The organism is Parasphingorhabdus sp. (genome assembly GCF_048269865.1).
Lineage (GTDB): Bacteria > Pseudomonadota > Alphaproteobacteria > Sphingomonadales > Sphingomonadaceae > Parasphingorhabdus.
The window spans coordinates 155,986-182,031 of sequence record NZ_JBLWUA010000005.1; the positions used below are offsets into that span (position 1 = coordinate 155,986).

The 26,046-nt window shown below is 60.5% G+C and carries 28 protein-coding genes; 4 read left to right on the forward strand and 24 right to left on the reverse strand.

The genetic code is table 11. From position 1 onward, the window contains the following. Window positions 1-16 precede the first annotated feature (16 nt). The 3 genes from parC to ACN0WW_RS08600 form a co-directional block, all read right to left on the reverse strand. Window positions 17-2,308, reverse strand: coding sequence for a DNA topoisomerase IV subunit A (gene parC, locus ACN0WW_RS08590; RefSeq protein ID WP_417611431.1), 2,292 nt, complete (start codon window positions 2,306-2,308; stop codon window positions 17-19). A gap of 213 nt (window positions 2,309-2,521) precedes the next feature. Beyond that, window positions 2,522-3,313, reverse strand: coding sequence for a ceramidase domain-containing protein (locus tag ACN0WW_RS08595; protein WP_417611433.1), 792 nt, complete (start codon window positions 3,311-3,313; stop codon window positions 2,522-2,524). After that, a complete protein-coding gene (locus tag ACN0WW_RS08600) occupies window positions 3,310-3,774 on the reverse strand; it encodes a hypothetical protein (RefSeq protein ID WP_417611435.1) in 465 nt (154 codons plus the stop codon). The genes ACN0WW_RS08595 and ACN0WW_RS08600 overlap by 4 nt, the downstream gene beginning before the upstream one ends. A 176-nt stretch (window positions 3,775-3,950) precedes the next feature. Here ACN0WW_RS08600 and ACN0WW_RS08605 point away from each other — a divergent pair, with 176 nt between their 5' ends. The 4 genes from ACN0WW_RS08605 (at window position 3,951) to purQ (ending at window position 6,900) form a co-directional block, all read left to right on the forward strand. After that, window positions 3,951-4,895 carry a DUF4349 domain-containing protein gene (locus tag ACN0WW_RS08605; RefSeq protein WP_417611437.1) on the forward strand — a complete coding sequence of 315 codons (945 nt, stop codon included), beginning with the start codon at window positions 3,951-3,953 and terminating at the stop codon, window positions 4,893-4,895. Between the two features lie 122 nt (window positions 4,896-5,017). Then, complete coding sequence (gene purC, locus ACN0WW_RS08610; protein ID WP_417611439.1) at window positions 5,018-5,794, forward strand: phosphoribosylaminoimidazolesuccinocarboxamide synthase; 777 nt, start codon at window positions 5,018-5,020, stop codon at window positions 5,792-5,794. A gap of 195 nt (window positions 5,795-5,989) precedes the next feature. Then, complete coding sequence (purS, locus tag ACN0WW_RS08615) at window positions 5,990-6,244, forward strand: phosphoribosylformylglycinamidine synthase subunit PurS (RefSeq protein ID WP_417611441.1); 255 nt, start codon at window positions 5,990-5,992, stop codon at window positions 6,242-6,244. Continuing rightward, on the forward strand, window positions 6,244-6,900 hold the full coding sequence (gene purQ / locus ACN0WW_RS08620; RefSeq protein ID WP_417611443.1) for a phosphoribosylformylglycinamidine synthase subunit PurQ: 657 nt from the start codon (window positions 6,244-6,246) through the stop codon (window positions 6,898-6,900). Before purS ends, purQ begins: the two co-directional genes overlap by 1 nt. A gap of 383 nt (window positions 6,901-7,283) precedes the next feature. Here the strand turns inward: purQ and ACN0WW_RS08625 are convergent, their stop codons facing one another. The 21 genes from ACN0WW_RS08625 to ACN0WW_RS08725 form a co-directional block, all read right to left on the reverse strand. Next, the gene (locus ACN0WW_RS08625; RefSeq protein WP_417611445.1) at window positions 7,284-8,393 is read right to left on the reverse strand and encodes an OmpA family protein; all 1,110 of its coding nucleotides are present in this window, start codon (window positions 8,391-8,393) and stop codon (window positions 7,284-7,286) included. A gap of 190 nt (window positions 8,394-8,583) precedes the next feature. Beyond that, window positions 8,584-9,024, reverse strand: a complete 441-nt coding sequence (locus ACN0WW_RS08630) for a DUF2793 domain-containing protein (protein WP_417611447.1) — start codon at window positions 9,022-9,024, stop codon at window positions 8,584-8,586. A 54-nt stretch (window positions 9,025-9,078) separates the two neighbouring features. Then, window positions 9,079-11,304: a phage tail protein gene (locus tag ACN0WW_RS08635; RefSeq protein WP_417611449.1), complete on the reverse strand. Its 2,226-nt coding sequence runs from the start codon at window positions 11,302-11,304 to the stop codon at window positions 9,079-9,081. Then, window positions 11,305-11,697 (reverse strand): peptidoglycan endopeptidase, encoded by a 393-nt coding sequence (locus ACN0WW_RS08640; protein ID WP_417611451.1) that lies wholly within the window; start codon window positions 11,695-11,697, stop codon window positions 11,305-11,307. It lies immediately after the preceding gene. 17 nt (window positions 11,698-11,714) lie between these two features. After that, complete coding sequence (locus ACN0WW_RS08645; protein WP_417611453.1) at window positions 11,715-12,530, reverse strand: DUF2163 domain-containing protein; 816 nt, start codon at window positions 12,528-12,530, stop codon at window positions 11,715-11,717. Further along, the gene (locus tag ACN0WW_RS08650) at window positions 12,527-14,875 is read right to left on the reverse strand and encodes a DUF2460 domain-containing protein (protein ID WP_417611455.1); all 2,349 of its coding nucleotides are present in this window, start codon (window positions 14,873-14,875) and stop codon (window positions 12,527-12,529) included. Before ACN0WW_RS08650 ends, ACN0WW_RS08645 begins: the two co-directional genes overlap by 4 nt. A 1-nt stretch (window position 14,876) precedes the next feature. Next, window positions 14,877-15,458 (reverse strand): tail tape measure protein, encoded by a 582-nt coding sequence (locus ACN0WW_RS08655; protein WP_417611457.1) that lies wholly within the window; start codon window positions 15,456-15,458, stop codon window positions 14,877-14,879. Continuing rightward, window positions 15,451-15,690 (reverse strand): phage tail assembly chaperone, encoded by a 240-nt coding sequence (locus ACN0WW_RS08660; protein WP_417611459.1) that lies wholly within the window; start codon window positions 15,688-15,690, stop codon window positions 15,451-15,453. Before ACN0WW_RS08660 ends, ACN0WW_RS08655 begins: the two co-directional genes overlap by 8 nt. Window positions 15,691-15,748: 58 nt before the next feature. Then, window positions 15,749-16,069 (reverse strand): gene transfer agent family protein, encoded by a 321-nt coding sequence (locus tag ACN0WW_RS08665; RefSeq protein WP_417611461.1) that lies wholly within the window; start codon window positions 16,067-16,069, stop codon window positions 15,749-15,751. Then, window positions 16,062-16,469 (reverse strand): phage tail tube protein, encoded by a 408-nt coding sequence (locus ACN0WW_RS08670; RefSeq protein WP_417611463.1) that lies wholly within the window; start codon window positions 16,467-16,469, stop codon window positions 16,062-16,064. Before ACN0WW_RS08670 ends, ACN0WW_RS08665 begins: the two co-directional genes overlap by 8 nt. A gap of 240 nt (window positions 16,470-16,709) precedes the next feature. Continuing rightward, window positions 16,710-17,108, reverse strand: a complete 399-nt coding sequence (locus tag ACN0WW_RS08675) for a DUF3168 domain-containing protein (protein WP_417611465.1) — start codon at window positions 17,106-17,108, stop codon at window positions 16,710-16,712. Beyond that, window positions 17,105-17,326: a hypothetical protein gene (locus tag ACN0WW_RS08680; protein WP_417611467.1), complete on the reverse strand. Its 222-nt coding sequence runs from the start codon at window positions 17,324-17,326 to the stop codon at window positions 17,105-17,107. The genes ACN0WW_RS08675 and ACN0WW_RS08680 overlap by 4 nt, the downstream gene beginning before the upstream one ends. Beyond that, window positions 17,323-17,649 (reverse strand): head-tail adaptor protein, encoded by a 327-nt coding sequence (locus ACN0WW_RS08685; protein ID WP_417611469.1) that lies wholly within the window; start codon window positions 17,647-17,649, stop codon window positions 17,323-17,325. The genes ACN0WW_RS08680 and ACN0WW_RS08685 overlap by 4 nt, the downstream gene beginning before the upstream one ends. Beyond that, window positions 17,649-18,194, reverse strand: coding sequence for a head-tail connector protein (locus ACN0WW_RS08690; protein ID WP_417611471.1), 546 nt, complete (start codon window positions 18,192-18,194; stop codon window positions 17,649-17,651). Before ACN0WW_RS08690 ends, ACN0WW_RS08685 begins: the two co-directional genes overlap by 1 nt. Window positions 18,195-18,299: 105 nt before the next feature. After that, the gene (locus tag ACN0WW_RS08695) at window positions 18,300-19,472 is read right to left on the reverse strand and encodes a phage major capsid protein (RefSeq protein ID WP_417611473.1); all 1,173 of its coding nucleotides are present in this window, start codon (window positions 19,470-19,472) and stop codon (window positions 18,300-18,302) included. 114 nt (window positions 19,473-19,586) lie between these two features. Beyond that, on the reverse strand, window positions 19,587-20,123 hold the full coding sequence (locus tag ACN0WW_RS08700) for an HK97 family phage prohead protease (protein ID WP_417611475.1): 537 nt from the start codon (window positions 20,121-20,123) through the stop codon (window positions 19,587-19,589). Beyond that, entirely contained in the window at window positions 20,120-20,428 is a 309-nt protein-coding gene (locus tag ACN0WW_RS08705) for a DUF6127 family protein (protein ID WP_417611477.1), read from the reverse strand. The genes ACN0WW_RS08700 and ACN0WW_RS08705 overlap by 4 nt, the downstream gene beginning before the upstream one ends. A 316-nt stretch (window positions 20,429-20,744) precedes the next feature. Further along, window positions 20,745-21,881, reverse strand: coding sequence for a phage portal protein (locus tag ACN0WW_RS08710; RefSeq protein ID WP_417611479.1), 1,137 nt, complete (start codon window positions 21,879-21,881; stop codon window positions 20,745-20,747). 281 nt (window positions 21,882-22,162) lie between these two features. Continuing rightward, complete coding sequence (locus tag ACN0WW_RS08715; RefSeq protein ID WP_417611481.1) at window positions 22,163-23,548, reverse strand: DNA-packaging protein; 1,386 nt, start codon at window positions 23,546-23,548, stop codon at window positions 22,163-22,165. Next, on the reverse strand, window positions 23,541-24,029 hold the full coding sequence (locus ACN0WW_RS08720; RefSeq protein WP_417611483.1) for a hypothetical protein: 489 nt from the start codon (window positions 24,027-24,029) through the stop codon (window positions 23,541-23,543). Before ACN0WW_RS08720 ends, ACN0WW_RS08715 begins: the two co-directional genes overlap by 8 nt. A gap of 172 nt (window positions 24,030-24,201) precedes the next feature. Further along, window positions 24,202-25,983, reverse strand: coding sequence for a patatin-like phospholipase family protein (locus ACN0WW_RS08725; RefSeq protein WP_417611485.1), 1,782 nt, complete (start codon window positions 25,981-25,983; stop codon window positions 24,202-24,204). Window positions 25,984-26,046: the final 63 nt, after the last annotated feature.

Sequence of the window (26,046 nt, forward strand, 5' to 3'; positions counted from 1 at the left end):
GGAGAAGGAACGCATTTCAATCAAACTTGCCGCTCTTCGGAAAACCGGTTGGCGGCAATCTGCCAGCCGCACCGCGCGCCACTCGCCACATGGTAAGGTCATTCTCGGTCCTAGTGCGTCCGGTCTCGCCGCCCATGGTCCAGCTCAGGCCCTTTTCGAGATTGAAGGTAATCGCATCGGACAGGCCGCCATCCTTGTAGCGTTGCAGCATCACGCCCTGCCCCTTTGCCATTTCCGGCATTTCCTTCAGCGCGAAGATGACCAGCTTGCGATTTTCGCCGATCGCCGCGACATGATCATCGGCTGGCTGATCCGCGTCGCCGGCATTCACGGGATGAACGACCAGGAGCTTTGCATCGCCCTTCAGATTGGCGACCTGACGACCCTTTTTGGTTTCGGCGACAACATCGGCGATATTCGCGACAAAACCGCGGCCCCAGGTCGAGGCAAGCAGCAGCTTGCCCTTCATATCGGCGACCATCAGTGCAATCGGCTCCGCGCCGGGCTCCAGATCGACCATCGACCCGACCGGCTCGCCAAAGCCGCGGGCTCCGGGCAGCTTGTCCGCACCAATCGTGTAGAAACGCCCGTTGTCGCAGGCCATCAGCAGCTTGTCGGTGGTCTGCGCATGGAAAGCATATTTGGGACCGTCGCCTTCCTTGAACTTGAAACTGTCAGGCTGCGACAGGTCAGCATGGCCCTTCATCGCCTTGATCCAGCCGCGCTGCGACATGATCACGGTGACCGGCTCCTTCTCGATAAAGGCCTCCAGCGAAATTTCCTTCGCGGGTGCCGCCTCGATCAGCATCGTCCGCCGCTTGCCGAGATCCGTGTCCTCGGCATAAAGCTTGCGTAGTTCGGCAAGGTCCTTCTTCAGCCGCGTCTTCTGCCGCGCCGGGCTGTCGATCAGCTTTTCTAGACCGTCGCGTTCCTCGAGCAGCTTGTCCCGCTCGTTGCGCAATTCCATCTCTTCCAGCTTGCGCAAGGAGCGTAGCCGCATGTTGAGAATCGCCTCCGCCTGCCGGTCGGTGAGACTGAACTCATCCATCAGCATCGGCTTGGGTTCGTCATGGTTGCGGATAATCTCGATCACCCGGTCGAGATTGAGATAGGCAATGATATAGCCCTCAACCAGCTCCAGCCGCGCGGCAATCTTGTCGAGCCGGTGCTGTGACCGGCGAACCAGCACTTCAATCTGGTGCGTGATCCAGTGCTGCAGCACCTCCTTGATACCCATCACCTTGGGCACCCGGTCCTTGTCGAGCACGTTCATGTTCAGCGAGAAGCGGTTTTCCAGATCGGACATCCGGAACAGCGCGTTCATCAAGTCCTCGGGATCGACGGCGCGGCTTTTCGGTTCCAGCACGATCCGCACCTGCTCGTCGGATTCGTCGCGAATGTCAGCGAGGATCGGCAATTTCTTGTCGGCGATGATCTGGGCGATCTGCTCGATCAGCTTGCCCTTCTGCACCTGATAGGGAATTTCAGTGACGACAATCTGCCACGCGCCGCGCCCCTCGGCGTCTTCCTTCTCCCACTTGCAGCGCACCCGCATCGCGCCGCGGCCGCTCTCATAGGCGGCATCGATCACCGATTTCGGGTCGACCAGCGTGCCGCCGGTGGCCAGGTCGGGGCCCTGGATGATCTCCATGATCTCGGCATGCTCTGCCTTGGGCGATTCGATCAGCAGCGTTGCCGCGTCGATAATCTCGTGGACATTGTGCGACGGGATGCTGGTCGCCATGCCAACCGCGATGCCGCTGGCGCCATTGGCGAGCAGATTGGGGAACAGACCGGGCATGACCTCGGGCTCTTCATCCTCGCCATTATAGGTCGGCTTGAAATCGACCGTGCCCTCGTCGAGCCCGTGCATCAACTCGATCGCGGTGCGGGTCAGGCGGGCCTCGGTATAGCGATAGGCCGCTGCATTATCGCCGTCGATATTGCCGAAATTGCCCTGCCCGTCGACCAGCGGATAGCGCAGCGAGAAAGTCTGCGCGAGCCGCACCATCGCATCATAGACCGACTGGTCGCCATGTGGGTGATATTTACCGATGACATCACCGACCACCCGGGCGCATTTCTTGTAGCCCTGCGACGGATCCAGCTTGAGCAACCGCATCGCCCAGAGCAGACGGCGGTGCACCGGCTTCAGGCCATCGCGCAGATCGGGCAACGACCGCGCGGTGATCGTCGACATCGCATAGATCAGATAGCGTTCGGACAGCGCCGAATCGAACGGAGCCTCCACGATTGCATCAAATTCATCTTCGGGAGCCGCTTCCGGCGCATCGGTAACATCACTCATGGCAAAGGCGATAGCAGGGTGGATTCCCGGTTGGTAGGGGGAAAGTGGTATGGCGCTAAAGAGACCCCGTTCCCCGGCGCAGGCCGGGGCCCATCTCGTGAACCTTGGTCATGGCACGATGGGCGGATCGCGCGCGCCTTGGCATCCACGCACCCAAAGACCCGCACAGCTGAACGATCCATCAGGAAACGGGCCCCGGCCTGCGCCGGGGCACTAAACTTCTGAGCCCACTGCCCGCTCGCTGCGATAATAGAGAAAGGCAAACCACAGCGCGACCGCGCCAAGCAAATGCCAGATCGCATGCCCCTGCAGCAGGCTGTCCGGCGCACAAAGCTGACCGTTCTGGTCCAAATTCCAGATGGTGAACGCCACAATATTGGCGATCAGCCCTGAGACATAATAACCGGTGCGGACCTGCGGCCGCCGCGGTCGCGCAAACATCAACTCCAGAATGATCGCGATGATCAGCACCACCGCAAAAAGCCAACGCCGGACTTCCGGCAACGTATAAAGGATTGCGACAAGCACCGCGCAAAGAACCGCATAATAGACCATCGCTCGCCGGTCCGGGATATGCCGCCATTTCGCCAGCGCGCTGACCAGAAAGAACCCGCTGATCAGATACATGCCCAGCACATCGAAAAACTGGCCCCACAAGGTCAGTGTGGCATGCAACAGTACCGAGCCAATCCCGACGATGATCGCGCCCGTACCCAGAACGCTCGCAGCCAACGGCGGAAAAGCCGATCGCCAGTCGCGCGACCGCGCCTGTAGGATCATCAACAGCCCGGCAAAAACATAGCCAAAGGAGGAGATACTGTTGGCGGGCTGCAACAGCAGCGCGCCGGTCCGCGGTATTTCGCAGAAACAGTGGGTTTCGGAGCAGGTGGCGAGAGCAAAGCGCGACCATTCGGGACCAACGAGATTCAACAAGGCCAGAGTAATGGCCGCCATCAGAACCGTCAGCGCCGCAGCCGTCAGCACGCGGCTGCTGCCAGCGCTCATCGGACCAACCACGCTTCCGGCAGATCCAGGCCCTCCCGTTCATTGTCCCAGATGATCGACATGATCCACCAGCGGCCATCCGGCTTGCCATCATACCCGATGCCGTCATTCCACAAATGCACCATATTCACGCCACGAAACTGTATGTCCGGATGGTCCGGTGTTGCCCGGGCTTCATAGCTGCTGAAGACATGGGCGACCTGGCCGAAAACATCGGTCTTGCGACTGATCTCGATCTCGTAAAAACTGCGTCCTGCAAGAAGAGGAATGGTCGCTTCGACAAATTCGTCATAGCTGAAAGTAAAGGCAACCGGCGCTCCGCCTATAATCCTGGTCCGGGTAATCAATGCTCGCGGATGATAAATATCGCGATTGCGTTCCCAGTCCTGTCCACCGGGTGGTCCGGAGATACAATCATAGAGCGTGTCCATGATCGCATCGATGGTGGCATATTTGGTCATGGCATCGCTTCCCAGCGTTCGCGCTCAAACCAGACCTACAGTCTATCGGGGAACGGTACCTGACAAATTCCTGCGCGCACGCCTCAGCTCACCCTTCATATAGCACGTTTTATCGTTGACGGTGTAACATTGTCACATTAACTCTGGTCCCTCCCCCTGGAAGAGGAGCCAGATAAATGCGTATTTTATCATTGGGCATAGTGATGATGTTGGCCGTGACCGGCTGCAGTGACGGCAGCAACACCAGCGCCGAATTTGATATGGCTGAAGAAGCGACCGAAGCATATTCTGTTGGTCAGGCCATGGATATGGAGACCGGTGAGGCCGGCAATGCAAATCCCGGCGCAGAAGAAGCAGATGCTGCGGCTGCTCCCGGTGAAATACCCGTCTCCGTCCCGCAGATCGCCTACAGTTATCAATATGGCTTCCGGCTGCCCGCAGCCGAAATTCCCAAGGCACAGCAGGCGCACGTCAGGCTGTGCGAAAGCCGCGGTCCCACAATTTGCCGCATATTGAATATGGAAAACAGCGGTGGTGAAGGTGATTATGCAACCGGCATGCTCAATATCGAGGTAGCCGCGCCGCAGGCACGGTCATTTGGCAAACTACTCGCCGAAGCGGTCGATGAATATGGTGGCAGCCAGATTGCAGCATCGATTAGTGGCGAAGATCTGTCCAAGCGGATTGTCGATACGAAAGCGCGACTGCGCAGCAGGGTTCTGCTGTCCCAGCGGCTCACCGAACTGCTGCGAACAAAAAAAGGCAGCGTAGCGGAACTCGTGGAAGCGGAACGCGCGGTCACGCAGGTCAATGAGGAAATTGACCAGGCCCGCAGCTGGCTGAAGGAAATGCGCGGACGCGTCGCTTTCAGCAAGATCGTGATCAATTATCAGTCGGCAGCACCCGGCTCCGGCGGGTTCACGAGACCCATTCGCGATGCATTGGGCGGCGTTGCCTCGACCCTCGGCTACTCAATTGGTGCCGCGATCACATTCCTTTCGGTCCTTCTGCCATGGGTTTTGATTATCGCGCTGGCGGTCTATCTGCGTCAGAGGTTCAAGGCGCCCGACCGAAGCTTTTGGGGGCGGACGATCGAGCCGCCTCTGCAACCCGAGGATTGATTGCACCGCCCACCAGTTTGGCATATAGGTGAATTTCAACGCCCCGGTTCAATCGAGATCGCATGATTCGGTTTGCCGGGGCATGATTTTTTGTCGCTCTCCTAGCGAAGTGGAACCAAGCAATGTCCCGTCGTCGCCAAATCTATGAAGGCAAGGCCAAGATTCTATATGAGGGTCCGGAGCCCGGCACGATCATCCAATATTTCAAGGACGATGCCACGGCCTTCAACGCGGAGAAAAAGGGCACGATCAACGGCAAGGGCGTGATCAACAATCGCATCAGCGAACATATCTTCACCTTGCTCAATCACATCGGTATCCCCAGCCACTTCATCCGCCGGCTCAATATGCGCGAGCAGCTGGTCAAGCAGGTCGAGATCGTGCCGATTGAAGTCATCGTCCGCAACGTCGCCGCGGGTTCGCTGTCGAAACGCCTCGGTATCGAGGAAGGTACACAGCTGCCGCACACGCTGCTGGAATATTGCTACAAGGATGATGCGCTGGGTGACCCGCTGGTCGCCGAAGAACACATCGCCTGCTTTGGCTGGGCCAGCCAGGAGGAGATGCAGGACATTTCCGCCATGGCGATCCGGATCAACGATTTCATGGCCGGCATGTTCGCCGGAATCGGCATCAAACTGGTTGATTTCAAGCTGGAGTTCGGGCGCGTTTTCGAAGGTGATTTCTCGCGCATCATATTGGCCGATGAGATCAGCCCGGACGGCTGCCGCCTGTGGGATATGGAAACCAATGAGAAGCTCGACAAGGACCGCTTCCGCCGCGACCTCGGCGGAGAAGCCGAAGCCTATCAGGAAGTGGCCCGGCGACTGGGACTGTTTCCGGAAGGCGTCAGCGAAGTGCTCGATCTGAACAGCGAACGGAAGAAGCGCGGCAAATAATCGGCGGATTGCGCTATCTGAGACGCCAGCCGATACAAAGATTTCGAGACTTCGACCGGACAGGGAATTAGAAGCACGCTATGGCGTCGGCTAGGCGTTCCCTGCCTTGGCCAATTTTTGTTCTTCCTCTTGCCCCAACTAATCTTGACGCTATAGCAAGGCGATATTGGCGGCAGCAAAACGCGAGGGCGAAGCATGAAAGTCAGAATATATGTAACGCTTAAGAACGGCGTATTGGACCCGCAAGGGAAGGCTATCCATCATGCACTGGAAAGTCTGGATTTTGCCGGCGTCAATGATGTCCGCGTAGGCAAGTTGATCGAACTCGAAGTCGACTCATCGGTTAGCCGCGAAGAGATCGACAAGATGTGCGACAAACTTCTCGCTAACACCGTCATCGAGACATATGAAATCGAATTACCCGAAACCGCGATGGAAGCGAACGGCTGATGCAATCGGCAGTGATCGTCTTTCCAGGCTCGAACTGCGACCGCGATATGGCTGTCGCTTTGGAAACCGTGTCCGGCCAGAAACCACACATGGTTTGGCACGGTGACACCGAGCTACCTGCTGGCTTGGATGTGATCGCGATTCCCGGTGGATTTTCCTATGGTGATTATCTGAGATCCGGAGCGATGGCGTCGAGGTCCAACATCATCAAGCCGATCATCGAAGCGGCGCACCGTGGAATAAGAATTCTGGGGGTGTGCAACGGGTTTCAGATTCTTACGGAAACCGGGCTGTTGCCTGGCGCGCTGATGCGCAACAGCAATATGCATTTCATCTGTCGGGATGCCGAGCTGGAGGTCACCAATACCGACAATATATTCACCTCCCGCTACGCCGACAAAAAATCGGTTTCGATCCCTGTCGCTCACCATGACGGCAATTATTTCGGCACCGATGACACGCTGGATATGTTGGAGGACGAGAATCGAGTGCTGTTTCGCTACCAAAGCAATATAAATGGCTCGTCACGCAATATCGCCGGTATCAGCAATGCAGCGGGCAATGTCCTTGGCATGATGCCCCATCCCGAGCGTGCGATCGACAGAAAGCATGGCGGAACGGATGGGCTGGCGTTGTTTGAAAGCCTGCTGAACTAGGCCGCTCCAGCCGGTACGCTACTTCAGAACCTGAAATCGACGGAGGCGAGTTGACGCGCTGGATCGCGCTCATATCAGGCGTTCCTCTGTAAGCATGACTGGGCACAAAGCGCACATCTTCGCGTGCGCCTTAAACTGGCACCGATGCGGTTCTTGGGTCTGCGAACCCGCGCCATTGGCAATGGCGGAAAGCAGCAGCGGTAAATGTTCAGCCGTGCAATTCCCCGCCGAAAAGAATTGTTCCTGATCCGGCCAGGGTTAGCGCCGCCGTGCGGCTCAGCATCTTGAGACAAGGCCCCGTAGTTCCACCCGAACCGCAAACGGAATAAAAAAAGGGCCGGTCGGAAGACCAGCCCTTTTCAAATTTTGTAGCAATGTTGCTATTAGTTACCGGAACCAGGTCCGTACATAATTTCAACACGACGGTTCTGAGGCTCACGAACGCCGTCTGCGGTTTCAACGCGCGGATTCGTTTCACCGAACGCTTCGCTCGAAATGACGCCGCCGCTGATGCCGCGCGATTCAAGATAGGCGCGAACAGCTTCGTTGCGACGCTGGGACAGGCCAACGTTGTAGCTGGCAGAACCAGATCTGTCAGCGTAACCAGCCAGCATGACCTGAGCCGAACCACAATCGCCATATGCCGTAACCGCATTATCGAGAACCGCAGCCGCTTCTGGTGTGATATCGGACTGATCCCAGTCAAAGAACACAATATAAGGGCCAGGTGCACATACAGCCGGTGGTGGCGGAGGTGGCGGTGGTGGTGGAGGCGGTGGTGGTGGTGGTGGTGGAGGCGGTGGTGGTGCCTCTGGTTCGCCGCCGAAGTTGTAGATCAGGCTACCCAGGATAGAGTGGGTCCGCAGACGCGTATCGGCTGTACGGCCGAGTTGATCGACGAGATTGATCTTGTCAGCATTGAAGAAGCGGTACTTCAATCCCACATCCCAGCTGTCGCTCAATGGTGCACGAACACCAGCAAGCAATTGCCATGCAAAGCCAGTATCCGAATCATCGAGGTAAGGAGCAGCATAGATGTTGGTAACTTCGGTCCGGGCAACGCCGACACCGCCGCCAGCAAAACCCTGAATGCCGTCGTCGTCACCAAAGTCTAGCAAACCGTTCAGCATGAAGCTGAGCGCGTTCACTTCGCCATTGATCGGAAACACACCGGTTACGGTTGGACCGGCACCAGTAGCGAACGGTGGCACGCCTGGCGCACCAGCTTGTACACGTTCAGCCGCAGCAGTTTTGTATCCGACTTCAGCTTCCAGACGGAAACCTCCGAAGTCATATCCGACGATACCGTCAAAATCATAGCCGGTGTCATGATCGACTTCGAATGCACCGTTATTACCAGCAACATTGACCGACAGATCTTCAGCGATCATTGCGCCGCCTTCAACACCAACATACCACTGGTCATCACGAGCCAGTGCAGGTGTCGCAAGCGCCGTGGAGGCAAGCGCCATTCCTAAGGCAAGCTTCCGCATTTATATTCCCCTTCTCAATTAGGTTCTAAATTCACGCCGCTTTCTAACCTCTAGCTTTGTTTAGTGCAAGCAGCCAAATCGCATAACTGTTGCGAAAATGTCGCCATTTTCGGCATTTAGCCCAAAAAATAACAGACAAATGGCGCAGCGTTACGGAATTAGCGGTCTTGATGGACGGCATCGGTTGATTTTACAAGCCTGATTGGACAATCCCCTGCGCCTGCAAGGCCGTAAGAATCGATTCGATTGCCGCTCGCGCCTCACTATCAATCACTGTGCCTGCGACGGGGCTTTCGACGACCGCACTGGCCTCCCAGGAAGACCGATAAACTGCAAAATTTCCAAGGGAATTGATATAGACACGCATCATTGGCGACGGTGTTATGAATAGCCAGCCATTTCCCGTCCACCCGGCGATTTGATCATCGTGACCGCCCCAGACGCCCGTTGCGTCCGAACCGACAATCCACGCCTGTCCACTCTCGGGCGTTATCGCAGTCGGTTCGCTCGCGATGGCTTCCACCACCGGATGCATCAAAAAGTCGATTCGCGCCAAGGCTTCGTTGTGAAATAACTCCTTGTGCGCCTGGCCGCTGGCGAGCAGCGGAAGTTTAAACCGGTCGGTTTCCAAAAGGGGCATAGTGTCTGCTTTCAATGTTTGATTGAAAAGGGAATGGCGTCCGGGTCAAATCGCTATGGTGAAGGCGAGTGGCCCGGACAGGCCGTGCGATCCAATTTGATGGATTTTCGCAACTACCTCATTGATATTAGGTGCAAATTCTGTCTCCATTTGATCGACATCCACAGTAACTCGTGGCTCGCTGGTCTCGATTACAATAACTGGTCCAGAGCCACTCTCAGCCGCCAGCTCAACCCGGTATCCTTCGCTCTCCTCAGCCAGCGGGACGTCCACATGATCGGGCCAGATTGTTCCCGCTCGGGACCGCCGGATCCATTGGATCTGAAGGTCTCCATTACCCAGAAATTCCCACTTGGGATGAACTGGCGACCACGGCGTCAAAGCTCTGCCGGGAGACGCAATCGTTGCAGCAACCGGAACATCGTCATCGCGCCCCAGCGCCAAAATAAACAAGGGCGAAAACGGCGCATAATGAGCCGCTCCAATTTCCAGCATCGATGCCCCGTCGAGCAGCACGAAATCTTCACCGATACCGTGCCGTTCCACTTCAGCCTCGGTGCCGCCCAGTCCGCGTATAAGGCGGGAGAGACGAAACCGACCGTCTCCCAAAGGCGCTGCCTCCGCAAACTGGACAATCTCCTGACCAACAAGAGCAAGGTTCCGCCCGGCGAGCAGTTGCATGCCATCTGCGTAAGCCAGCGTCATATTCGCATTGTGCAGGACCACATCAATGACATTCACCCTGTCAACCAGAGCCGGATTGGCAGATGCGAGCGCGCCGGATATCGTACCAATCGTCGTCGGCGCTTTTATCTGGCCGATATAGGCACCCGCTGTTCCGTCCGGCCCGGACGCAAAAAGCTGGGCATTTCGCCATCCGGCATCGCCTGCGGCCGCAGCATACGGCATGGCCGAATCAGACACCGTCATGGACGCATCAAGAGCAAACGGCAGGTCCACGAGTATGAGGCGAGTCAAACCTGCGCGCAGATCTGGGTCGCCTATGCTTCGCCCTTGCTCCGATCCGGCGGCGGCAAGTCCTCGATCCGCACTCGCTCGGGTCAGCGAAAGCTGCACGAGCCCTCTGCCAATCTCGCATTCCCTGACCCGCCACAGGCCATCCCAACCATTGAATTTGACCAGCTTACCGGGGCGATTCAGGCGACCATCCAGAGGCACGGCGACGTCCAGCGTAGAACGCTCGTCATATTGCGACCAGAGGCTGGTTGCGGCGATTTTTCTCGCCTGGTCCGCCACAATAGTAGCTGGAAAATCTATAACCGTCGACACGCGGCCAGCCCCGGGCCGAAAAGCGGACTGGGCCCCCGATTGATAGTCTCGCGCCGGATCATAATAGCGAACAGAAAATTGTCTCGGCGCTGCCGCAATCGACGCTGTGCGCCTGGCTGGCGGTGCAATCGTCCGTGTCCCCGCCGTGCGCACGAAATTCGCGTCGAACGCAGCGGCAGAACTGGCATCCGCAGCAGACCGCGCCACGGACTGGATGCGATCGATAGCGCCTGGATCGGAAGACAAGGACAGCGGAATCACATCGGTCAGCGCAAGCAGGGCCGCCCGCCGGTCTTCTCCGCCTGCCGCATATCCGATGAGGCCATCACCGGTAGGCATGGCGATCCGCTGCCCGGAAATATCACCAACGATATCAGTGAGCGTCACCGACCCATCGTCGGCGATCACTTCGAAGGTCAGCGACGGGATCCGGTTACCATATTGGGTGAGGTCCATATCTTCGAACACCGCCAGCGCAAGGCCGCGATAAGCCGGCGTTCCGCCACTGGCTTCCGCACTGGCCATCAACCCGTCAACCGGCTGATCTTCACCGCCTTTATGTAGGGAAAAGCGCGTTTCGGTCTTGAAATCGCCAGCCAGCCCGCGGAAGATTTTGCCGTCTGCCCAAATCCGGCCGATGCTTTTGATTCGGCGACTGGACAGAGCCACCGCAAAACAGGCGGAGTAGCTGTAGACAGTCGTGCTCGGCCGCCCCTTGCCACCGCCTTCCCGGCTCCGCACTTCCTTCAGATCGGTCGCCCAGATCACCGTCCCGGCAACCCGCATCATGCCAAATATCCGCGGAATCTGCGCGCCATAGCTCGATGTCTGGACCGCCAGTTCCTGCAGACGCGGGCCTTGCCGGCCCTTAGGTCTGAACAGGATATTCTGGTCTACCTGCTGGCCGACAATCGCTCCGAGAGCGCCGCCAATCGGACCGCCGATCGCGGTGCCAACAGCCGACAATAGCAAGGTCGCCATTCAATCCTCCGCCAGTCTGTAAATTGAGGAAATCGGCCAAGGCGCGTCTCCGGGACAATGGACCACTTTGCCCAGTCCGGCATGCGCATGCACAAAACCGTTGCCGGCGCGGATCAGGAAATGCCACTGCACCGGACTGGGCCTGACCAGAACAAAATCGCCCTCGCACAGATCGGCGTCCGGCGGGAAGCGCGCAAAACCGGCCTCTTCCATAAATTCTGCGATCGCCCGCTCCGAACCGCCCCGGATCGAATAGCCATTGGGCACATCGCATTCGAACCGCGCCGCGATCAGGCATTGCTCGGCCAGACCGATGCAATCCAGTCCCGTCTGTTCGTCGCGTCCATGCAGGCAAAATTCCGCACCGCACAGAGACATCGCCTTATCTGCCATTCTCGCCTGCCTCCGTTTCATGCGCCGGGATAGCGGGTGAGCAGATCATTGCCCGGCAGATAGGGTTCCCCGCGAAAATTGAGGCTGTTGGCAAAGCGGTCGCGGCAGGTGGCAAAATTCTTGTCACAGCCCTGGTTCAGCAACACCCGCGTTCCATCCGTAACCGGCTGACCCGGCGGATCCGCCAGCCGGACCCTATCGCCGTCTCCGCCGATAATTGCAAAGCTGAGCCCGCAATTCGGCCCATCGAGAAACCGCAGCGATCCGAATGAAAAGTCGGCGGCATCGCCCAGGCCGCCAATTTGAATCTCTTCTCCGCTTGCGGTCAGCACCGCACCCTCGCGCTGATAGCGATGCAAGCTCAGCTTGCATTGATGATCCCCGAATTCGGCCCGACAGGTGGGCGATGTCAGCGGCGCTACCGGCTCGTCGAGAAAAGATGTCGCCCCCAGCATTTCCACCGTAAAACCGTCACCCGAGCGCGCGATTTCGCCAAATTCCCCGCAAATCAGCGGCAGCGGCTCGCTATCCGGCTGCTCCCAGTCGATCAGCGAGATATAGAGCAATGCCCCGTCCCAGCGTCCGGCATCAAGATCCGCTTCCGCGATCGCCGCACTGGTCATCACGCCGGATATTTCCACATTGTCGATCTCGAAACTGTCGGACAGCGCGATCGACGACGGCACCATGCCCGGAGCCGCCCGATAGCGTAACGCGCCAATCACCAGGTCGCGGTCGTGCGAGGTAAATCCGAGTGCAAATCCATCTGCGCGCTCCAGTCGCCAGAGATAGGCGCTGGCAGTGACCTCCCGGTCCAGCCAGTCCAGACTCATGACGGCTCCCTGACCTCAACCAGCAAAACCTCAGCTATGTCGCCAGCGAGAAAGGTCGCTCGGCTCACGGTCAGCTGGTCGCGGGCGAAGCGAACCGGGACATCGAACAGAAAACCGGCGGTAATGGCGCTGCCATCCGCAGGCGGGCTGTCGAAAAGGATGCTTCCTGCCGGACCCAGCGACCAGCCTGCCGCCACTTGCCCGTCGATCGCGATCTGCAGCGAATCCTGACGGGGCCGCGTGATCAGCCGTTGCTGTGGTTCTGCGCCAGCATCACCATAGTTTTTCACCAGCTGAAAGGCGGTCTGCTGACCATCGCCCTCACCCAGCACCTGATCGTTTGGCGTCGGCGCACCGATCATATCATTGGAACTGTGATCATAAGGATCGCGAAAGCGAAAAGCCTTGGCGGCACCCCGCCGCGCCCGGAAAAAGGCGATCAGATCATGCAACTCCTCCTCGCTCCGGATCCCCGGCCCGACATCGAACTCCAGCCGCGCATCGGCCCAGTCGCTGTTGCGTTTCTCATGGCCGGAGATGGTAGTAATAATATTGGTCGAGAATCCCGGTGAAACGCTGGCGCCCTGGCCAATCGCGATCGGAAACAACACATCGTCAAAGGCGTTCACATCCGCTTCCTCTTCCTGAAAATAGGTAAATCCGTCGCGCGCCACCTGTGGCAGCGCCCAAATGTGAATTTCCGCGGTGCCGCGCGCCTTCGCATCCGCAATCGCTTGCGCCATATGGCCCCAGATAAATTGATCGGCGGCATCAAGCACAAAACCGGCAAAATAATGCTGTTGCTCAACCGGATAGCCCAGCCGCTGCGTCGCCAAAGCGACCCCGGTGCTGGCCGCTAGCCGGTTGCCCGCAATCACCCAGTCATAATCTTCCAGTTGCAAGATATCGAAGGCCGGCGACGCCCAGCCAACCGGCAGATTGGCCCGCTTGGCCTCGGGTGCCTGCTCATCCAAAATCGTTGGCAGATAAGCCAGCAGCAATGTCTCGACGGGCGCAGCACCGGCTTCGTTTTTCACGGCATTGAGCAGGTCCGCCGTCGACTGCGCCAGAAGCGCCCCCGCCTGATCCAGCATCGCCTGTTGGGCCGCTGTCTTCGGCCCATCAATGCTCGATATACTAACCGAATTCGCGCCAAATGCCGCGCTGGCAGCCGCATCATAAAGACAAATGCGTTTGTCCGGCATGATCCACCACCAGGGCTCACCGACCTGAAAGCGGATCGTCGCTCCCGCATCTCTGGCAATCGCGGTAAAAGCGCGCGCCACCGCCTGCAGATAGGACATCGCACTGCCATTGGCGGGCGAAAGCAAGGTCGAGGGCGGTTCCCAGCCGGTCAGCGCCGGATCGCCATTTTCCGCTCGCTGTTTCCAGTCGTTCCAGCAATGCGCATCGAACAATTCGTAGGACAGCGACAGAATCACCGTAAAACCCATGGTTTCGGCGCGCATGATCAGATCACGGTGCCAGGCCGCCGCCGGCTGGTTGATCGCCGCAAAGTCCTCGCCCGCCTGAGGTGCCGACAGGCTGACATAGAGTCCGGACCCAACTGTCTCCAGCCGGAAATAATGGCTCATCCCGAGATAATGGTTGATCGACCCGCGATAGCCCAGAGCCCGGATTGTGCGGAGCAGCCGCTCCGGCGTCTGGTTGAAACTGTCATCATAGGCGGTCGCCATCGACAGACCATGTGCCGGCAGCATGATATCGCCAATATCCAGCACCGCGCCCCGGCCATCGGTCCGGATATCGCTCATCTCCACCCAGCCGATCCTCGGCGTAGCAAAGCGCGTGCCGAGCCCGTCATAATCCGGCGGAATGATCGAGATGAACAGCCGGTCGATATCCTCCGCAAATAGCGGATCGGCCTCGCCGGGCAGCACGAAGCCGCCGTCGAGCTGCGAAAACTCTATCGAAATCAGTGCATCGGTCGGTGTGCCGTTGGCATAATTCCACAGCCGCACATACCAGCTTTTCGGATTGCCTGCCGCGTCCCGCCCTTCAATCGTCAGCGTCGGCCCGTTGATCGCGTCCAGCGGCATGATGCCGGACGAGCGCCAACGAAACCGCCAGCTGAGTCCCGCGTAGTCGCGCTCTGTCTCATAGGCGAGCAACGGGTGATCGAGCGTATCTTCGCTTTCCCAGATCAGTCCGGCCAGATCATCGCTGTTGTAGAAAACCGCATCCACCCGCAGCGCGTCCGGTGCCGTTGTCACCACCGATGCCATCATCGGACGCGGGAAGTTGATCGTCCAGAAGCGCGGATCAAAGCGCTGGATGAAGCTGCTTTGCTGTCTGGTCCGTTTGTCCGCTAGCCAATATCCCATATCAACCCGCCTTTGCCGCCAGCGCGTTCCGCACCGCGCGGCCAACCTGCCGGCTCGAGCGCCGGATCTGGTCGGGTGCGCTCCCCTGGCCATTGTCGGAAATATTGATGGTTAGCCGGATGTTGGGCGCACCGCCGATAGCGGCCGTCTGTTCGATCCGTCCGGCCGCTGTCGGGACAAATATTTCCGGGCCCCGTTCGCCAACCCGATAGGCTCGGCCATCGCTCACCGGACCACCGGTTGCGCGTCCGGGCGCGCCAAGAAATGCGCCGAGCAGGTTCGTCCCGATATTCAGCAAGCCAGAGCCGCTCGAACCACCACCAAACAGGCCTTGCAAACCGCCACGGATCGCGGCGCTGGCAATATCGTTCATCACCGACAGCGCGACCCGCCGCAAATCCTCGAAATCCAGCGAACCGCGGCGAATGGCACGGCTCAGGGTCCGCTCCAGTGCCGACCCTGCCTGCTCCACGCCCGATACAAAAGGCCCGTCGAGCTGCCCTTTCATATCCGCCACATCCTTGGCGAAACCGGCGGTGTCGGCGCGGACGCTGACCACCAACCGTTCGATTTCCTCATCCATCAGGGAAGCTCTCTTTCAGTTTTTCGAGTTGTTCTGCGTCCAAAGGAACAGCGGCCTGATCGCCCGCGCTGCTTCCGGTAAAGGCAGCAAATATCGCCACCAGTTCGGCGGGCGTCGCTTTCCAGAATTGATCGGCTGTCCAACCGAGAACGGCGCAGACCGTCCCGGACAATTTTTGGGTCGCGTTGGAAAAATCAGTGTTCTCCCGCGCAGGCGGGAGTCCATCTCCCAAAGCATCGGTCGACGAACACTCTCGAGATGGACCCCGGCCTACGCCGGGGCACAGCTCACTATTCACCAACACCCGACAATATCTGCCGCAGCACTATCTTCAGCGCCGGCGTTACCCCGGCCAGGCCCAGGCTCATCATCCCCTCGCCCAGCTGATCCCGGCTCAAGCCTTCGGGCCGATCCCGAACAACATGCCAGAACAGCGCGACGATTTCCGAGAGCAAAAGCCGCCCATTCGCCGCCCGCTCAACCAGATCGAACAACGATCCCAGTTCCTCTTCCGCTGCAACCAACGCCGCAAAAGTCGGGCGCAAAACGATCCGTTGACCGTCGATCCGCAACTCCGCCTCACCGCGCAGGCGATTGGCCGGCTCAGACATTGATCACCGGCCCGGAGCTTTCGAGGCTGAGAGTGTAACTGCGCTCGCCGTTATAATCGCCGCTATAGTCCAGCCGAGCGACCAGGAAATCGCCCTGCATGCGCTCGCCACCTTCGAAGCTGAGTTCATAGGCATCGATGACGCCGCCCAGCGCATGATTCTTGATCCGCATCTCCGCTTCCGACCCTGTAAACACTCCGGCCCCGGACACCGAGACCGAGCGAACCCCGGCCCCCGACAGCAGTTGCCGCCAGCCACCGCTATCCTTGCTGGTGATCGCCACCGGCTCACCATTGACCGTCATCTGCGTGGTCCTGAGCCCGGCGATCGTCGTATAACCCACCGGACTGCCGCCATCGCCAATCTTCAGGAGAAAGGCACTGCCTTTTTCTGCTGCCATATTCTGGTTCCTTTATGTGATCGTTATTATGTCTCGCGGCAGTTCGCTTTGCGAACGCCTCCGACGGGGCGGGCTATCGCCCGACGCGCGGTCGCGCTTGCCTCACTATGCTCGGTTGGACGCTGGCTGCGAGTGGGAACGCCAAACCGACGCGCAGCGGAGGCAAGGCCGACCGGCCGCCGCGCCTTATGGCGCGAAAGCCAAGGGCGCGGATGCGCCCGCCCGGCGCTTGAGGGTAAATTAAACCCTCAAAACCTTGGCCCGATATTCCACCAGCCCGCTCCACGGCCCGGCCGTCCGCCGCAAGATCCGCGTGCGCCGAAAAGTGAAGGTGACAATCTGCCACCCCTCCGGATCCTCCAGCCCCGCCTCCAGCGCTTCCTCGACCAGCGCCATCAGCCGGTGCAGACGCGCCGCAGTCTCGCCATCATCATATATCGTCAGCGCCAGGCTAAGCTCACGCCCAACCCCGCCCTTGTGGCTCCAGTCGAGCGAAGCCCCGGTGGCCAGCGCGATATAGGGGTAGTCCGCGCGCGGCGGCGGACCATCAAACACGCCGCTGACCAGATCTATCAACGGACCATGTGCCTGCAGCAGAACGACCAACTGCGCCTGCACCGCCTCCAGCGCGCCGCTCATCGAGCACTCCGCAGCAGAAAGCCGATATCGCGCAAACTGCTATGGTCGAGCAGCCGCTGTTTCAATCGCCCTGCTTCCAGTTGGAAGCCCTCAGCGGTTTCGGCGACCCGGACATCCTCTGGCAGGTCCTCCGCCAGCACCGATTGGATCCCGGATTTCACGCCCGCCAGCCGCTGCTGTGCGATCAGTTCTCCGCGCCTCTGCACTTTCTCCATCATCTTGTTTCTTCCGCCTGCAATATGGTTTTCGGAATCAGCCGGTGCTCCAGAACCACGCTCGTGATCACCATCACGCGACCACGCCAGAGCAGCCGGTCGCCCGGTTTAATCGCCTGCGTTTCCCGCAAGACAAACCGCCAGCGTGGCAAGGCGGACCGGCTTTCGCCGGCCTCCGCGCGGCCGCTGCGCATCGCCTCCGCCGCTGCCCAAAAATCTCCGATGCTGTTCCACAGCGGCTCGGCGGAACCCAGCGGATCGCGGTCGGTAGGTTGCCGCTCGATCGCAATGCGTTCCCGCAAAATCCCGGAAAATTCCTGTCCCATCACGCGATCCGCATCCGGCGATAGGGTCGCCACAGCGCCGTCACCGCACTGGGCGGGCCGCCGATATCAACGCCGTCGCGGTTGGCATAGAGATAGCCAGCCAGCCGCACGATTCCCTGGCGCAGGCCCGCCGGCAATTGATCCCAATCCGCCGCCAGACCGCAGCTATAGACAATCCGTATTCGGGACGCGTCGCTCTCCTCCCGCATCCGCACCCAGCCAAGCCCCTCGCTGTCGATATCAATCGCATAGTCATCCACCGCCAGCAGCGCCGCGCTGCCGTCCGCTTCCACCGCTTCGACCGAGACAATCGCCTGCACCGGCAGCCGCTTCAGCTTTTGCCAAGCCTGCCACGCCGGCAGGACGTCGGTCACTGACCGTGCGATCAGCATCAGGCCGGTAAAATCCTCGCACAGGCCAGCGGCGCTGCGCAAAAAGGCCGCAATCGCATCATCATCGGCATCATGATCGATCCGGACAAAGGCCTTGACCTCCGCGATCAGCGAAGCCGGCAGATCCGGCCATTGGGCAACAGGAAAGCTCACGATCGCGGGCTCCTTTCGCTAGATTTTCAGAAAAGGTGCGCCCGTGCCGGATCGAGAGGGGAGCAACCGGCACGGACGCGCTGCGCCGAAGCGCAGCAAGGGGGTTCAGGAAGCGCTGAACTGCATCAGCTTGATCGCTTCCGAATTCATCAACTGCCCGCCGACCCGCTTCGTCGCGTAGAAATGGACGAACGGCTTGTTGGTGAACGGATCGCGCAAAATATGCGTCGCCCGACGCTCGGCGATCAGATAACCGGCACGGAAATTGCCGAAGGCGATCGCCAGGCTGTCGGCGGCAATATCGGGCATATCCTCGGCCTCGACCACCGGATAGCCGAGCAAGGTCGCCGGCTGCCCGCTGGCCAGCGAAGGCTGCCACAGGAAGGCGCCATCCGCGGTCTTGAACTTGCGGATCTGCACCAGCGTCGCGCTGTTCATCACGAACGCGGCGCCCTGCCGGTAAGCCGGGCGTAGCGTATGCACCAGATCGACCAGCACATCCTCGCTGGCAAAACCGCCGCTCGAACCGGACGCCACATATTGCAGGGACCCAAAGGCCCGAACATCGTCGCTCTCGTCGGTTACCGCGGCATTGAGAAAGCCGCGCGGCTGGTTCACGCCCGATCCACTGATAAAGGCCGCGCCCTCCGCCCGGGCAAATTCCCGTGCGATTTCGTCGGCCAGCCAGGCCTCGACATCAAAGGCCGCGTCATCCAGCATTGCCTGCGACGCCGCCGGATTGGCGTAGAGCTCGCCGCTCGGCGGCGCGATCTCGTTGAAATCCGGCGTATCCGTCTCCGGCCGCGCAGCCGTCTCGCTGACCCAGCCCGATGGCGTGCCACCCGTAGTCACCAGCTTGCGATAACCAGCGGTCCCCGTCTGCACCACGGTCGCAATCGACCGGATCGGCGAAATATCCTTGAGCGTCGCCCCGATCAGCGCATCAATCTCCTGTGGCACGGCAAAGCCGCCCTCGGGCCCCGAGGCACCGGAAAAGCTCTTCAGCTCAACCCCGGCCTGCTCGCCGCGGCGGAGATATTTGGCCACAAAATCCTGCGCGGCAGACGAGGACGGCATGCCTTTGGCACCATCAAGCACCGGCCGCGCCGCAACCTTGCCGATCGCATCGACCTGCCCTTTCAGACCGTCAACATCACCGCGCAAGGCGGCAATCGCCTCACCATGTTGCTGCGTTTCCTCGGCGATCAGCACCGCATCAAAAGACGCTTCCAGCGGATCGGCCTTGGTTTCAAGGGGGTTTTCGGGAGAGAGTTCCATAACATTCCTTTCCTGGGTTATCTTCAATTGAACCTATGAATCGCGCGAGGTCGCGAAGCCACGAAGCGGGAGCGTGCACTTCGTGACTTCGCGACCTCGCGCGAAAAATTAATTTTACTGAACCAGATGAACGCGCGCCAATGCCTGCATCGGCGACGTCACCAGGGAAATCTCCGCCACATCCAGATCGAGCAATTCGCGCGGAATCTCGCCCTCCGCCCGCTTGACCCGGTAGCCAAAACTCAGCCCTTTCAGGGCTTTGCCCTGCAACATCCGGGCAGCGGTTCGACCAGCCCTGGTCGCAGTCGAAACCGTCCCGATCACGCGCAATCCGCGCCGGTCTTCCCGGACAAAATCCACCGTCCCGATCCGCCGCAGCGGATCATGCTGCCACAACAGCGGTAGGGACTGTCCATCCGGAAAGACTCCAAAGGCCCCACGACGAATAATATCCCCGCCCCGGTCCACCCGGTCAAAAATCGCTGCATAACCGGCAAAGCGAATGCGGTCCGAATATCCCGTTCGCCCTGAGCCTGTCGAAGGGCCTTTCGCGGCGTTTTGCGTTAGTGGTGAGCCTGTCGAACCACGCCTCTCGGACGAGCGACACCCTTCGACAAGCTCAGGGCTAACGGATTGCCCCACCGCCCTCACGTCACCAGATCCCCCAGCCCCAACCGCATCGCGATCCCGACCAGGAGCAGCGCCAGCACCCCGCGCACCACCCAGCGGATCGCCGCTTTCCAAGCGCTCGCCTTGGCATCGCGCCAGGCGCGCAGCAGCTCGCGCAGTTCGTCAATATCGTCCTCCGCTCCCGGATCGGCCAGCCCCAGCCGGTCCAGCACCCGCGCCGCGCCATTATCGGTCGCATCCTCGACAATCGCGCGCAGCGTCACCAGATCCGCGCCATCGCCTTCCGCCTGCGCCATCAGGCGAGCCAGCATTTCTTCGTTTTGCATTTTTTTGAAAACTCCGTTTTGACCTCAAGCGCCGGGCGCGGGATATTTCGCTATGTCTCGCGGCAGTTCGCTGCGCTCACGCCTCCGACGGGGCGGGCTATCGCCCGACGCGCGGTGGCGCTTGCCTCGCTATGCTCGGTTCGGCGCTCCCGCTCGTGATTGTCTTTTAACCGAGGCGCAGCCGAGGCAAGGCCGACCAGCCGCCGCGCCTTATGGCCCGAAAGCCAAGGGCGCGGATGCGCCCGCCCGGCGCCTGAGGTTAAAATAAAGATTCCCCGTCGGAGGCGTGAGCGCAGCGAACTGCCGCGAGACAAAATTAAACCCCCAGCATCGCCCGTTTCTCTTCCGGCGACAGAAAATCCGCCTCGCACACCTGCTTCCACAGCCACTCGCGATCCTCCGACAGCGCCGGGATCTGATCGCGGTCCACCGCCAGCGCCGCATCCGGCCACCAGGCCCGCAGCGCCTCCGCCAGCCCGTCCAGTATCTTCCCGGCCAGCGGGAGGATGGTCAGCCGCCACAACGCCCGGTTGGCCTCGCGATAATTGGCATAGCTATTGTCACCCGGCAGCCCGAGCAGCATCGGCGGCACACCAAAGGCCAGCGCGATTTCCCGCGCCGCCGCTTCCTTCAGCGCGACAAAATCCATGTCCGCCGGGCTCAGGCTCATCGACTGCCATTTCAGCCCGCCCTCGAGCAGCATCGGTCGCCCGGCATTGCCCGACCCAGCAAAGCTCGCTTCCATCTCCGCCTTCAGCCGGTCGAACTGCTCCCCGGTCAGCGCCGACCCGTCCGCGCCCGGATCATAGACCAGCGCTCCCGAAGGCCTCGCGGCGTTATCCAGGATCGCCTTGTTCCACTTCGCCGCCGCATTATGCACCGCCACCGCCTTCGCCGCAGCCCCCAGACAACCGAGCCCATAATGATCATCGGTCGGATGAAAGGCCTTCACATGGATGACCGCCGCCCGGCCCATTGCATCCTGAGCCGCCAAGCGCGTCACATGCTCACCAGCGCGATAGACATAGGCAACCGGCCAGCCCTTGGCATCCGGCTCCACCGTCACGCGGTCGGGCCGCAGCGCATAAAGCTCATCCGGCTGCCCGTCGCCGCCGGCCATCACCTGCACATAGCCATTGCCATGCAGCAGCAGATGCGCCGCCAGCGTCTCCAGCAACGACTGGCCCGCGCTGCTCGTCTGCACCAGCGCCGCAACCCGATCGTCAACCGGCAACAGCGGTGCGCCACCGACGCCCTCCGACACAATCCGCACCGCCCGCTGGGCAATCGCATTCTCGACATAAGCCTCGCGGACCCGTCCCTCGTAAGAAAAAGGTGCGTCCCCCGAAAGAGCCGCGCCACCATAAGTGCCGATATAGCTGCGCCCAAGCGGCGGCCGCAAAGAGCCGCCCCCGCCCTTGAAGGCGAGCGCAATATTGTCCCAGAATGTCATATCTATCTTCCTTGATAACAAAGATGTGCTCCGCACTCGATGCGGAGCCCTGGAGGCCAGACACCGACCCCCGTAAGAGCTCCGCATCAAGTGCGGAGCACGAAATAACGTCCGCAGCTACAACGGCGCGGTGCCCCTGCGCAGGCAGGGGCCCATCTCCTGCAATATTTTTGATAAAGCACTGGATCTGGTAAGCGCCCGCCGCAACTCTTGGCGCAAGCCATATCCATTGCGAATGACGAGCCTTCTCGAGATGGCCCCCTGCCTGCGCAGGGGAACAACTACCGCACCCGCGGCACCCGTTCATTCCCCAACATCAACTCCGTCAACGCCCATACCAGCGCATCCGCCCGGTCCGGCGACCGCCCCGGCCCTTCATATCCGCCACCGATCAGCAACCCGCACAGCTCGTCTTCCAGCTGCGGGAACGCCCCGACATGATGCACCCGGCCGTTTTCATAGAGCGCCGCCACCGGTTCCGCCCGCGCAACCTTCCCGCGCGCCGCATGGACCAGCTTGACCGGCAGCGAAATCTTCGCTGCATGCAGCACCGGTTTCACCATCGCCCCGCCCTGATTGGCTTCGGCAATCACCCGGTCCGCCTCAAACCGGTCCGCTGCGTCGGCCACCCGCCGCGCCCAGGTCTCCGGGCTGGCCTTTTCCACGCTGCAATCCGCGAGCACATAGGCTTTGCCATCTGCGCCCAGTGCGGCGACAATGATCCCGCAGGCATCTCCGGTTTTGGAGGCGGGAGGATCCACACCGATAACGATACGGACAAGCCCCGCATCCCGTTCGTCTCGAGCGCAGTCGAGAGACCGGTCCGGCGTAGCGCCAGTGTCTCGACTTCGCTCGACACGAACGGCAGCAACCCGGCACCCTTCAATCATCGCCCGCGTCCACAACGCGCCTTCCGGCTCCTCGATCAACTCCCCGTCCAGCTCCTGCCGCCCCAGCCGCGTGCCGCCATAATCCGCCACCATCGCGGTCAGAAAAGCCACAGGCAGATGCAGATCATTATCCTGCGTCCGGCCCCTGGTGATCGCCACTCCGTCCGCATTCACCAGCGCCCGCACCAGCGCCACCGGACGCGGCGTCGTTGTCGCCACCAGCTGCGGCCGAAAACCCACCCGCAAACCCATTTTCAGATTGTCCCAGGCCGCTTCCGCCTGCCCGGCATTGTTCATCCACTTGGCAATCTCGTCGCACCACGCATGGCTATGCTGGGGACCGCGTAATCCTTCCGGTTCCGCTGCCGAATAGAGATAGGCCTGCGCCCCATTGTCCCATGTCAGCCGCTTCAGCGACGGTTCCCATATCGGCCGCTGTTTCGGCGGCGCGATCGACAGCAGGCCGCTCTCGCCTTCGACCATGACCGTGCGCGTTTCCGCATAATTGGCCCCGACCAGCGCCAACCGCGCGCTGCCATCGCCTTCGGCAATGCTGCGCACCCATTCCGCGCCCGCCCGGGTTTTGCCAAAGCCGCGGCCGGCCATGATCAGCCAGACCAACCAGTCGCCATCCGGTGCCCGTTGTTCGGGCCGCGCCCAGAACGGCCAGTGATAGAGAAAGGCGTCCTGTTCCTGCGCGCTTAGCCCGGCAAGAAAGGCCCGTCGCTGACGTGGCACCGCCCCGGCAAAAAGCGCCGCATCGCTGCCATCAGTCATCGTCGCTCGACGCCGCTGGCTTGGCTCTCTGGTCGGCCAGCGCTCGCCCGCTCAACAGCTTCTCGCGCATGTCCGCCAGTTTGCGGTCCAGGCTGGCGCGCACTTCCTCCGGATTGATCTGCCCTTCCGCCACCCGCGCCAGCGCCACCATTTCCTTGTGCGCCAGCAGCAGTTTGACGCCAATGCCGTCGCGAAACTGCCTGACCATCGCAACCTGCTTGCCTTCGTGAAACACCGGTTTCTCGACGCCGTTGCGGGCGCGGTCGAGCAAATCCATTTCCAGCAGTTCGTAGCCGGCGGCCAGCGCCTGCATCCATGCCCGGAAAAACTCCGGATCGCACTCCCGCCATTTGTAAACGGTCGATACCGCAACCCCGGCAGCCGCCGCCGAATTGGCGACGTGCGAACTGGTGGCGAGATTGCTGAGAAACTTCACCTTGCGCCTGTCGTCACATACTCCCCGGGTTTTCGATTTTGCCATAATATACTCCGTACCGGACCGCCGCGAACCATCCGGACATAAAAAAGGGCCTTCCGGTCTGAAGGCCCGGCCGGTCGTTCAGAGCCCGTCGGCCCGAATCACAATTTCGCGATGTTCCTGATATGTACCTAAACAGCGTGACGATGTCAAGAGTTTTTACCTATTTGGTTTATTAATCTCCAAAATCCATCGTCGGCAGAACCTGTTCACTGATATATTCAGCGGCCATATCCGCCAGTTCCCGCCCCAGATGCCAGTCGAGAATCTGCATATCGGGAATGATCGGCGGATTAACCAATATGTCCTGATCGCCCAGCATCTCCTTCGATGCCATCCGGCTTGCCACGACCATCGACCGCGACATGATTTCCACGATCGAGGGAAATTCAGCCTCGCGCTTCCGTCTGAGCAGGACATCGCGAATGAGCGACCATCGTCCCCGGATATCCCCATATTGAACGTCAGTGCGCCAGATTTCATTGGGATCACCAAGCGAGACCACGATATTCGGCCCCGCCTTGATCCCGTGCATGATCTTGACCGGCACATTGTCGAGCACCCCGCCGTCGACCAGAATATTGCCGTCGCTGTCGATAAAGGGCGGCAATATCGTCGGCAGCGAGCCCGACGCGCGCACGCATTCCCACAACGGCCCGCGCCGGTGGATGTGCAGGCCGTTGGTCGACAGGTTGGTCGAGACACCGAAGAAATTGATCGGCTGATCGGCGATATCCTTGGTGCCGTACCGGGTCCTCAGTTCCCGGTCGAACACGGTCGGGTCGAGCAGCGAGTAGAGCGGCAGGGTAAACCGCCGCATCGCCTTGGCATGGATGAACATCGCTTCCATCTGATCGAGCGTTTCCTCGACCGACAATCCCCTTGCAATCGCGCCGCCCATCGCCGCGCCAGCGCTGGCGCCGCCGATAAAGTCGATCGGGATGTCGGCCTGCTGCAACGCCTTGATCACGCCCAGATGGGCACAGCCCAGCGCCCCGCCACCAGCCAGCACGACGCCGATTGCCCTTCCGGTCAGAAAACGCGCGACCTTGGTAAAGTCCGCATCATTGTCGAGCGCAACATGATGGTGCAACTTCGGCGCGCGCGGGTCGATCCATTCGCCGCTGCGGCTGATCGCCTTGCTGCTATTGGTGCGCAGCAGCAGCAACGTCCGCTGCGGCTCGGCGATCCAGCCCATCGCCACCTCTTCCATAGCATTGGGCGCGGGGTCCATCTTGCCGGGCCGCCCCACCATCACCAGCGCATCGGCATTGCGGCAGACCATCTGCCCCCAGTCCTCCGATCCGCTGCCGTCGATCAGAACATAGGCACCCCTGGCCTCCTGCTCCGCCAGCCAGGCCTGATATTCCTGGGCGTCGGCGGCTTCGCTGGTCCCCTGGTCGAGCGCCACTACCGGCGTCTCTGCGCGCACCACCGTTTCAAAAGCCTCTGCCAGCCGCGCCAGAAAACCATCCGGCATCTGGCTGGTTCCGGCTGGCAGCAGCGCAATCACCCGCGGGTTCTTCGCTGTCACGGACGCCGTCCGGGCCGTCGCTACCGCGAGTCGGGCCGAAACCAGTTTCAGCATGCCCGCGTTCAGTTCCGGATGGCTCCGGGCTATCTCGTCAAAAGCCCGCCGCGACACTTCCAGTACATGGGAATCGCGCGTGGCGACGACATCGGCGGTGCGCTTGCCGCCGGCAAAAAAGGCCAGTTCGCCAACCGCTTCTCCGGTTTCAATATGAGCGACGATCCGGCTCCGGTTGATAACCACCCGGAACCGGCCGGATTCGACAAAATAGAGCGCGTCCGCATCATCGCCCTGCCGCACCAGCACCTGACCACCAGCGATCTGCCGCATTACGGAAACTGCCTGCAAGGCCTCCAGTGCTTCCGCTGCCACCCCGTCAAACAGCGCATGACGGCTAAGGTCCGGTTTTCCTGTTGGTTCAGCCACGCAAAACTCCCCGTTGGTGCGCCCCTTATGCGATCCTTATCCTGGCCTGGCGGATCACAATCA

Excerpts from the sequence above, each read along its gene's own strand:
- parC (WP_417611431.1), bottom strand. The coding sequence starts at position 2,308 with ATGAGTGATGTTACCGATGCGCCGGAAGCGGCTCCCGAAGATGAATTT.
- ACN0WW_RS08595 (WP_417611433.1), bottom strand. The coding sequence starts at position 3,313 with ATGAGCGCTGGCAGCAGCCGCGTGCTGACGGCTGCGGCGCTGACGGTT.
- ACN0WW_RS08600 (WP_417611435.1), bottom strand. The coding sequence starts at position 3,774 with ATGACCAAATATGCCACCATCGATGCGATCATGGACACGCTCTATGAT.
- ACN0WW_RS08605 (WP_417611437.1), top strand. The coding sequence starts at position 3,951 with ATGCGTATTTTATCATTGGGCATAGTGATGATGTTGGCCGTGACCGGC.
- purC (WP_417611439.1), top strand. The coding sequence starts at position 5,018 with ATGTCCCGTCGTCGCCAAATCTATGAAGGCAAGGCCAAGATTCTATAT.
- purS (WP_417611441.1), top strand. The coding sequence starts at position 5,990 with ATGAAAGTCAGAATATATGTAACGCTTAAGAACGGCGTATTGGACCCG.
- purQ (WP_417611443.1), top strand. The coding sequence starts at position 6,244 with ATGCAATCGGCAGTGATCGTCTTTCCAGGCTCGAACTGCGACCGCGAT.
- ACN0WW_RS08625 (WP_417611445.1), bottom strand. The coding sequence starts at position 8,393 with ATGCGGAAGCTTGCCTTAGGAATGGCGCTTGCCTCCACGGCGCTTGCG.
- ACN0WW_RS08635 (WP_417611449.1), bottom strand. The coding sequence starts at position 11,304 with ATGGCGACCTTGCTATTGTCGGCTGTTGGCACCGCGATCGGCGGTCCG.
- ACN0WW_RS08640 (WP_417611451.1), bottom strand. The coding sequence starts at position 11,697 with ATGGCAGATAAGGCGATGTCTCTGTGCGGTGCGGAATTTTGCCTGCAT.
- ACN0WW_RS08645 (WP_417611453.1), bottom strand. The coding sequence starts at position 12,530 with ATGAGTCTGGACTGGCTGGACCGGGAGGTCACTGCCAGCGCCTATCTC.
- ACN0WW_RS08650 (WP_417611455.1), bottom strand. The coding sequence starts at position 14,875 with ATGGGATATTGGCTAGCGGACAAACGGACCAGACAGCAAAGCAGCTTC.
- ACN0WW_RS08655 (WP_417611457.1), bottom strand. The coding sequence starts at position 15,458 with ATGGATGAGGAAATCGAACGGTTGGTGGTCAGCGTCCGCGCCGACACC.
- ACN0WW_RS08665 (WP_417611461.1), bottom strand. The coding sequence starts at position 16,069 with ATGTCTGAGCCGGCCAATCGCCTGCGCGGTGAGGCGGAGTTGCGGATC.
- ACN0WW_RS08670 (WP_417611463.1), bottom strand. The coding sequence starts at position 16,469 with ATGGCAGCAGAAAAAGGCAGTGCCTTTCTCCTGAAGATTGGCGATGGC.
- ACN0WW_RS08675 (WP_417611465.1), bottom strand. The coding sequence starts at position 17,108 with ATGAGCGGCGCGCTGGAGGCGGTGCAGGCGCAGTTGGTCGTTCTGCTG.
- ACN0WW_RS08680 (WP_417611467.1), bottom strand. The coding sequence starts at position 17,326 with ATGATGGAGAAAGTGCAGAGGCGCGGAGAACTGATCGCACAGCAGCGG.
- ACN0WW_RS08685 (WP_417611469.1), bottom strand. The coding sequence starts at position 17,649 with ATGGGACAGGAATTTTCCGGGATTTTGCGGGAACGCATTGCGATCGAG.
- ACN0WW_RS08695 (WP_417611473.1), bottom strand. The coding sequence starts at position 19,472 with ATGGAACTCTCTCCCGAAAACCCCCTTGAAACCAAGGCCGATCCGCTG.
- ACN0WW_RS08705 (WP_417611477.1), bottom strand. The coding sequence starts at position 20,428 with ATGCAAAACGAAGAAATGCTGGCTCGCCTGATGGCGCAGGCGGAAGGC.
- ACN0WW_RS08710 (WP_417611479.1), bottom strand. The coding sequence starts at position 21,881 with ATGACATTCTGGGACAATATTGCGCTCGCCTTCAAGGGCGGGGGCGGC.
- ACN0WW_RS08715 (WP_417611481.1), bottom strand. The coding sequence starts at position 23,548 with ATGACTGATGGCAGCGATGCGGCGCTTTTTGCCGGGGCGGTGCCACGT.
- ACN0WW_RS08720 (WP_417611483.1), bottom strand. The coding sequence starts at position 24,029 with ATGGCAAAATCGAAAACCCGGGGAGTATGTGACGACAGGCGCAAGGTG.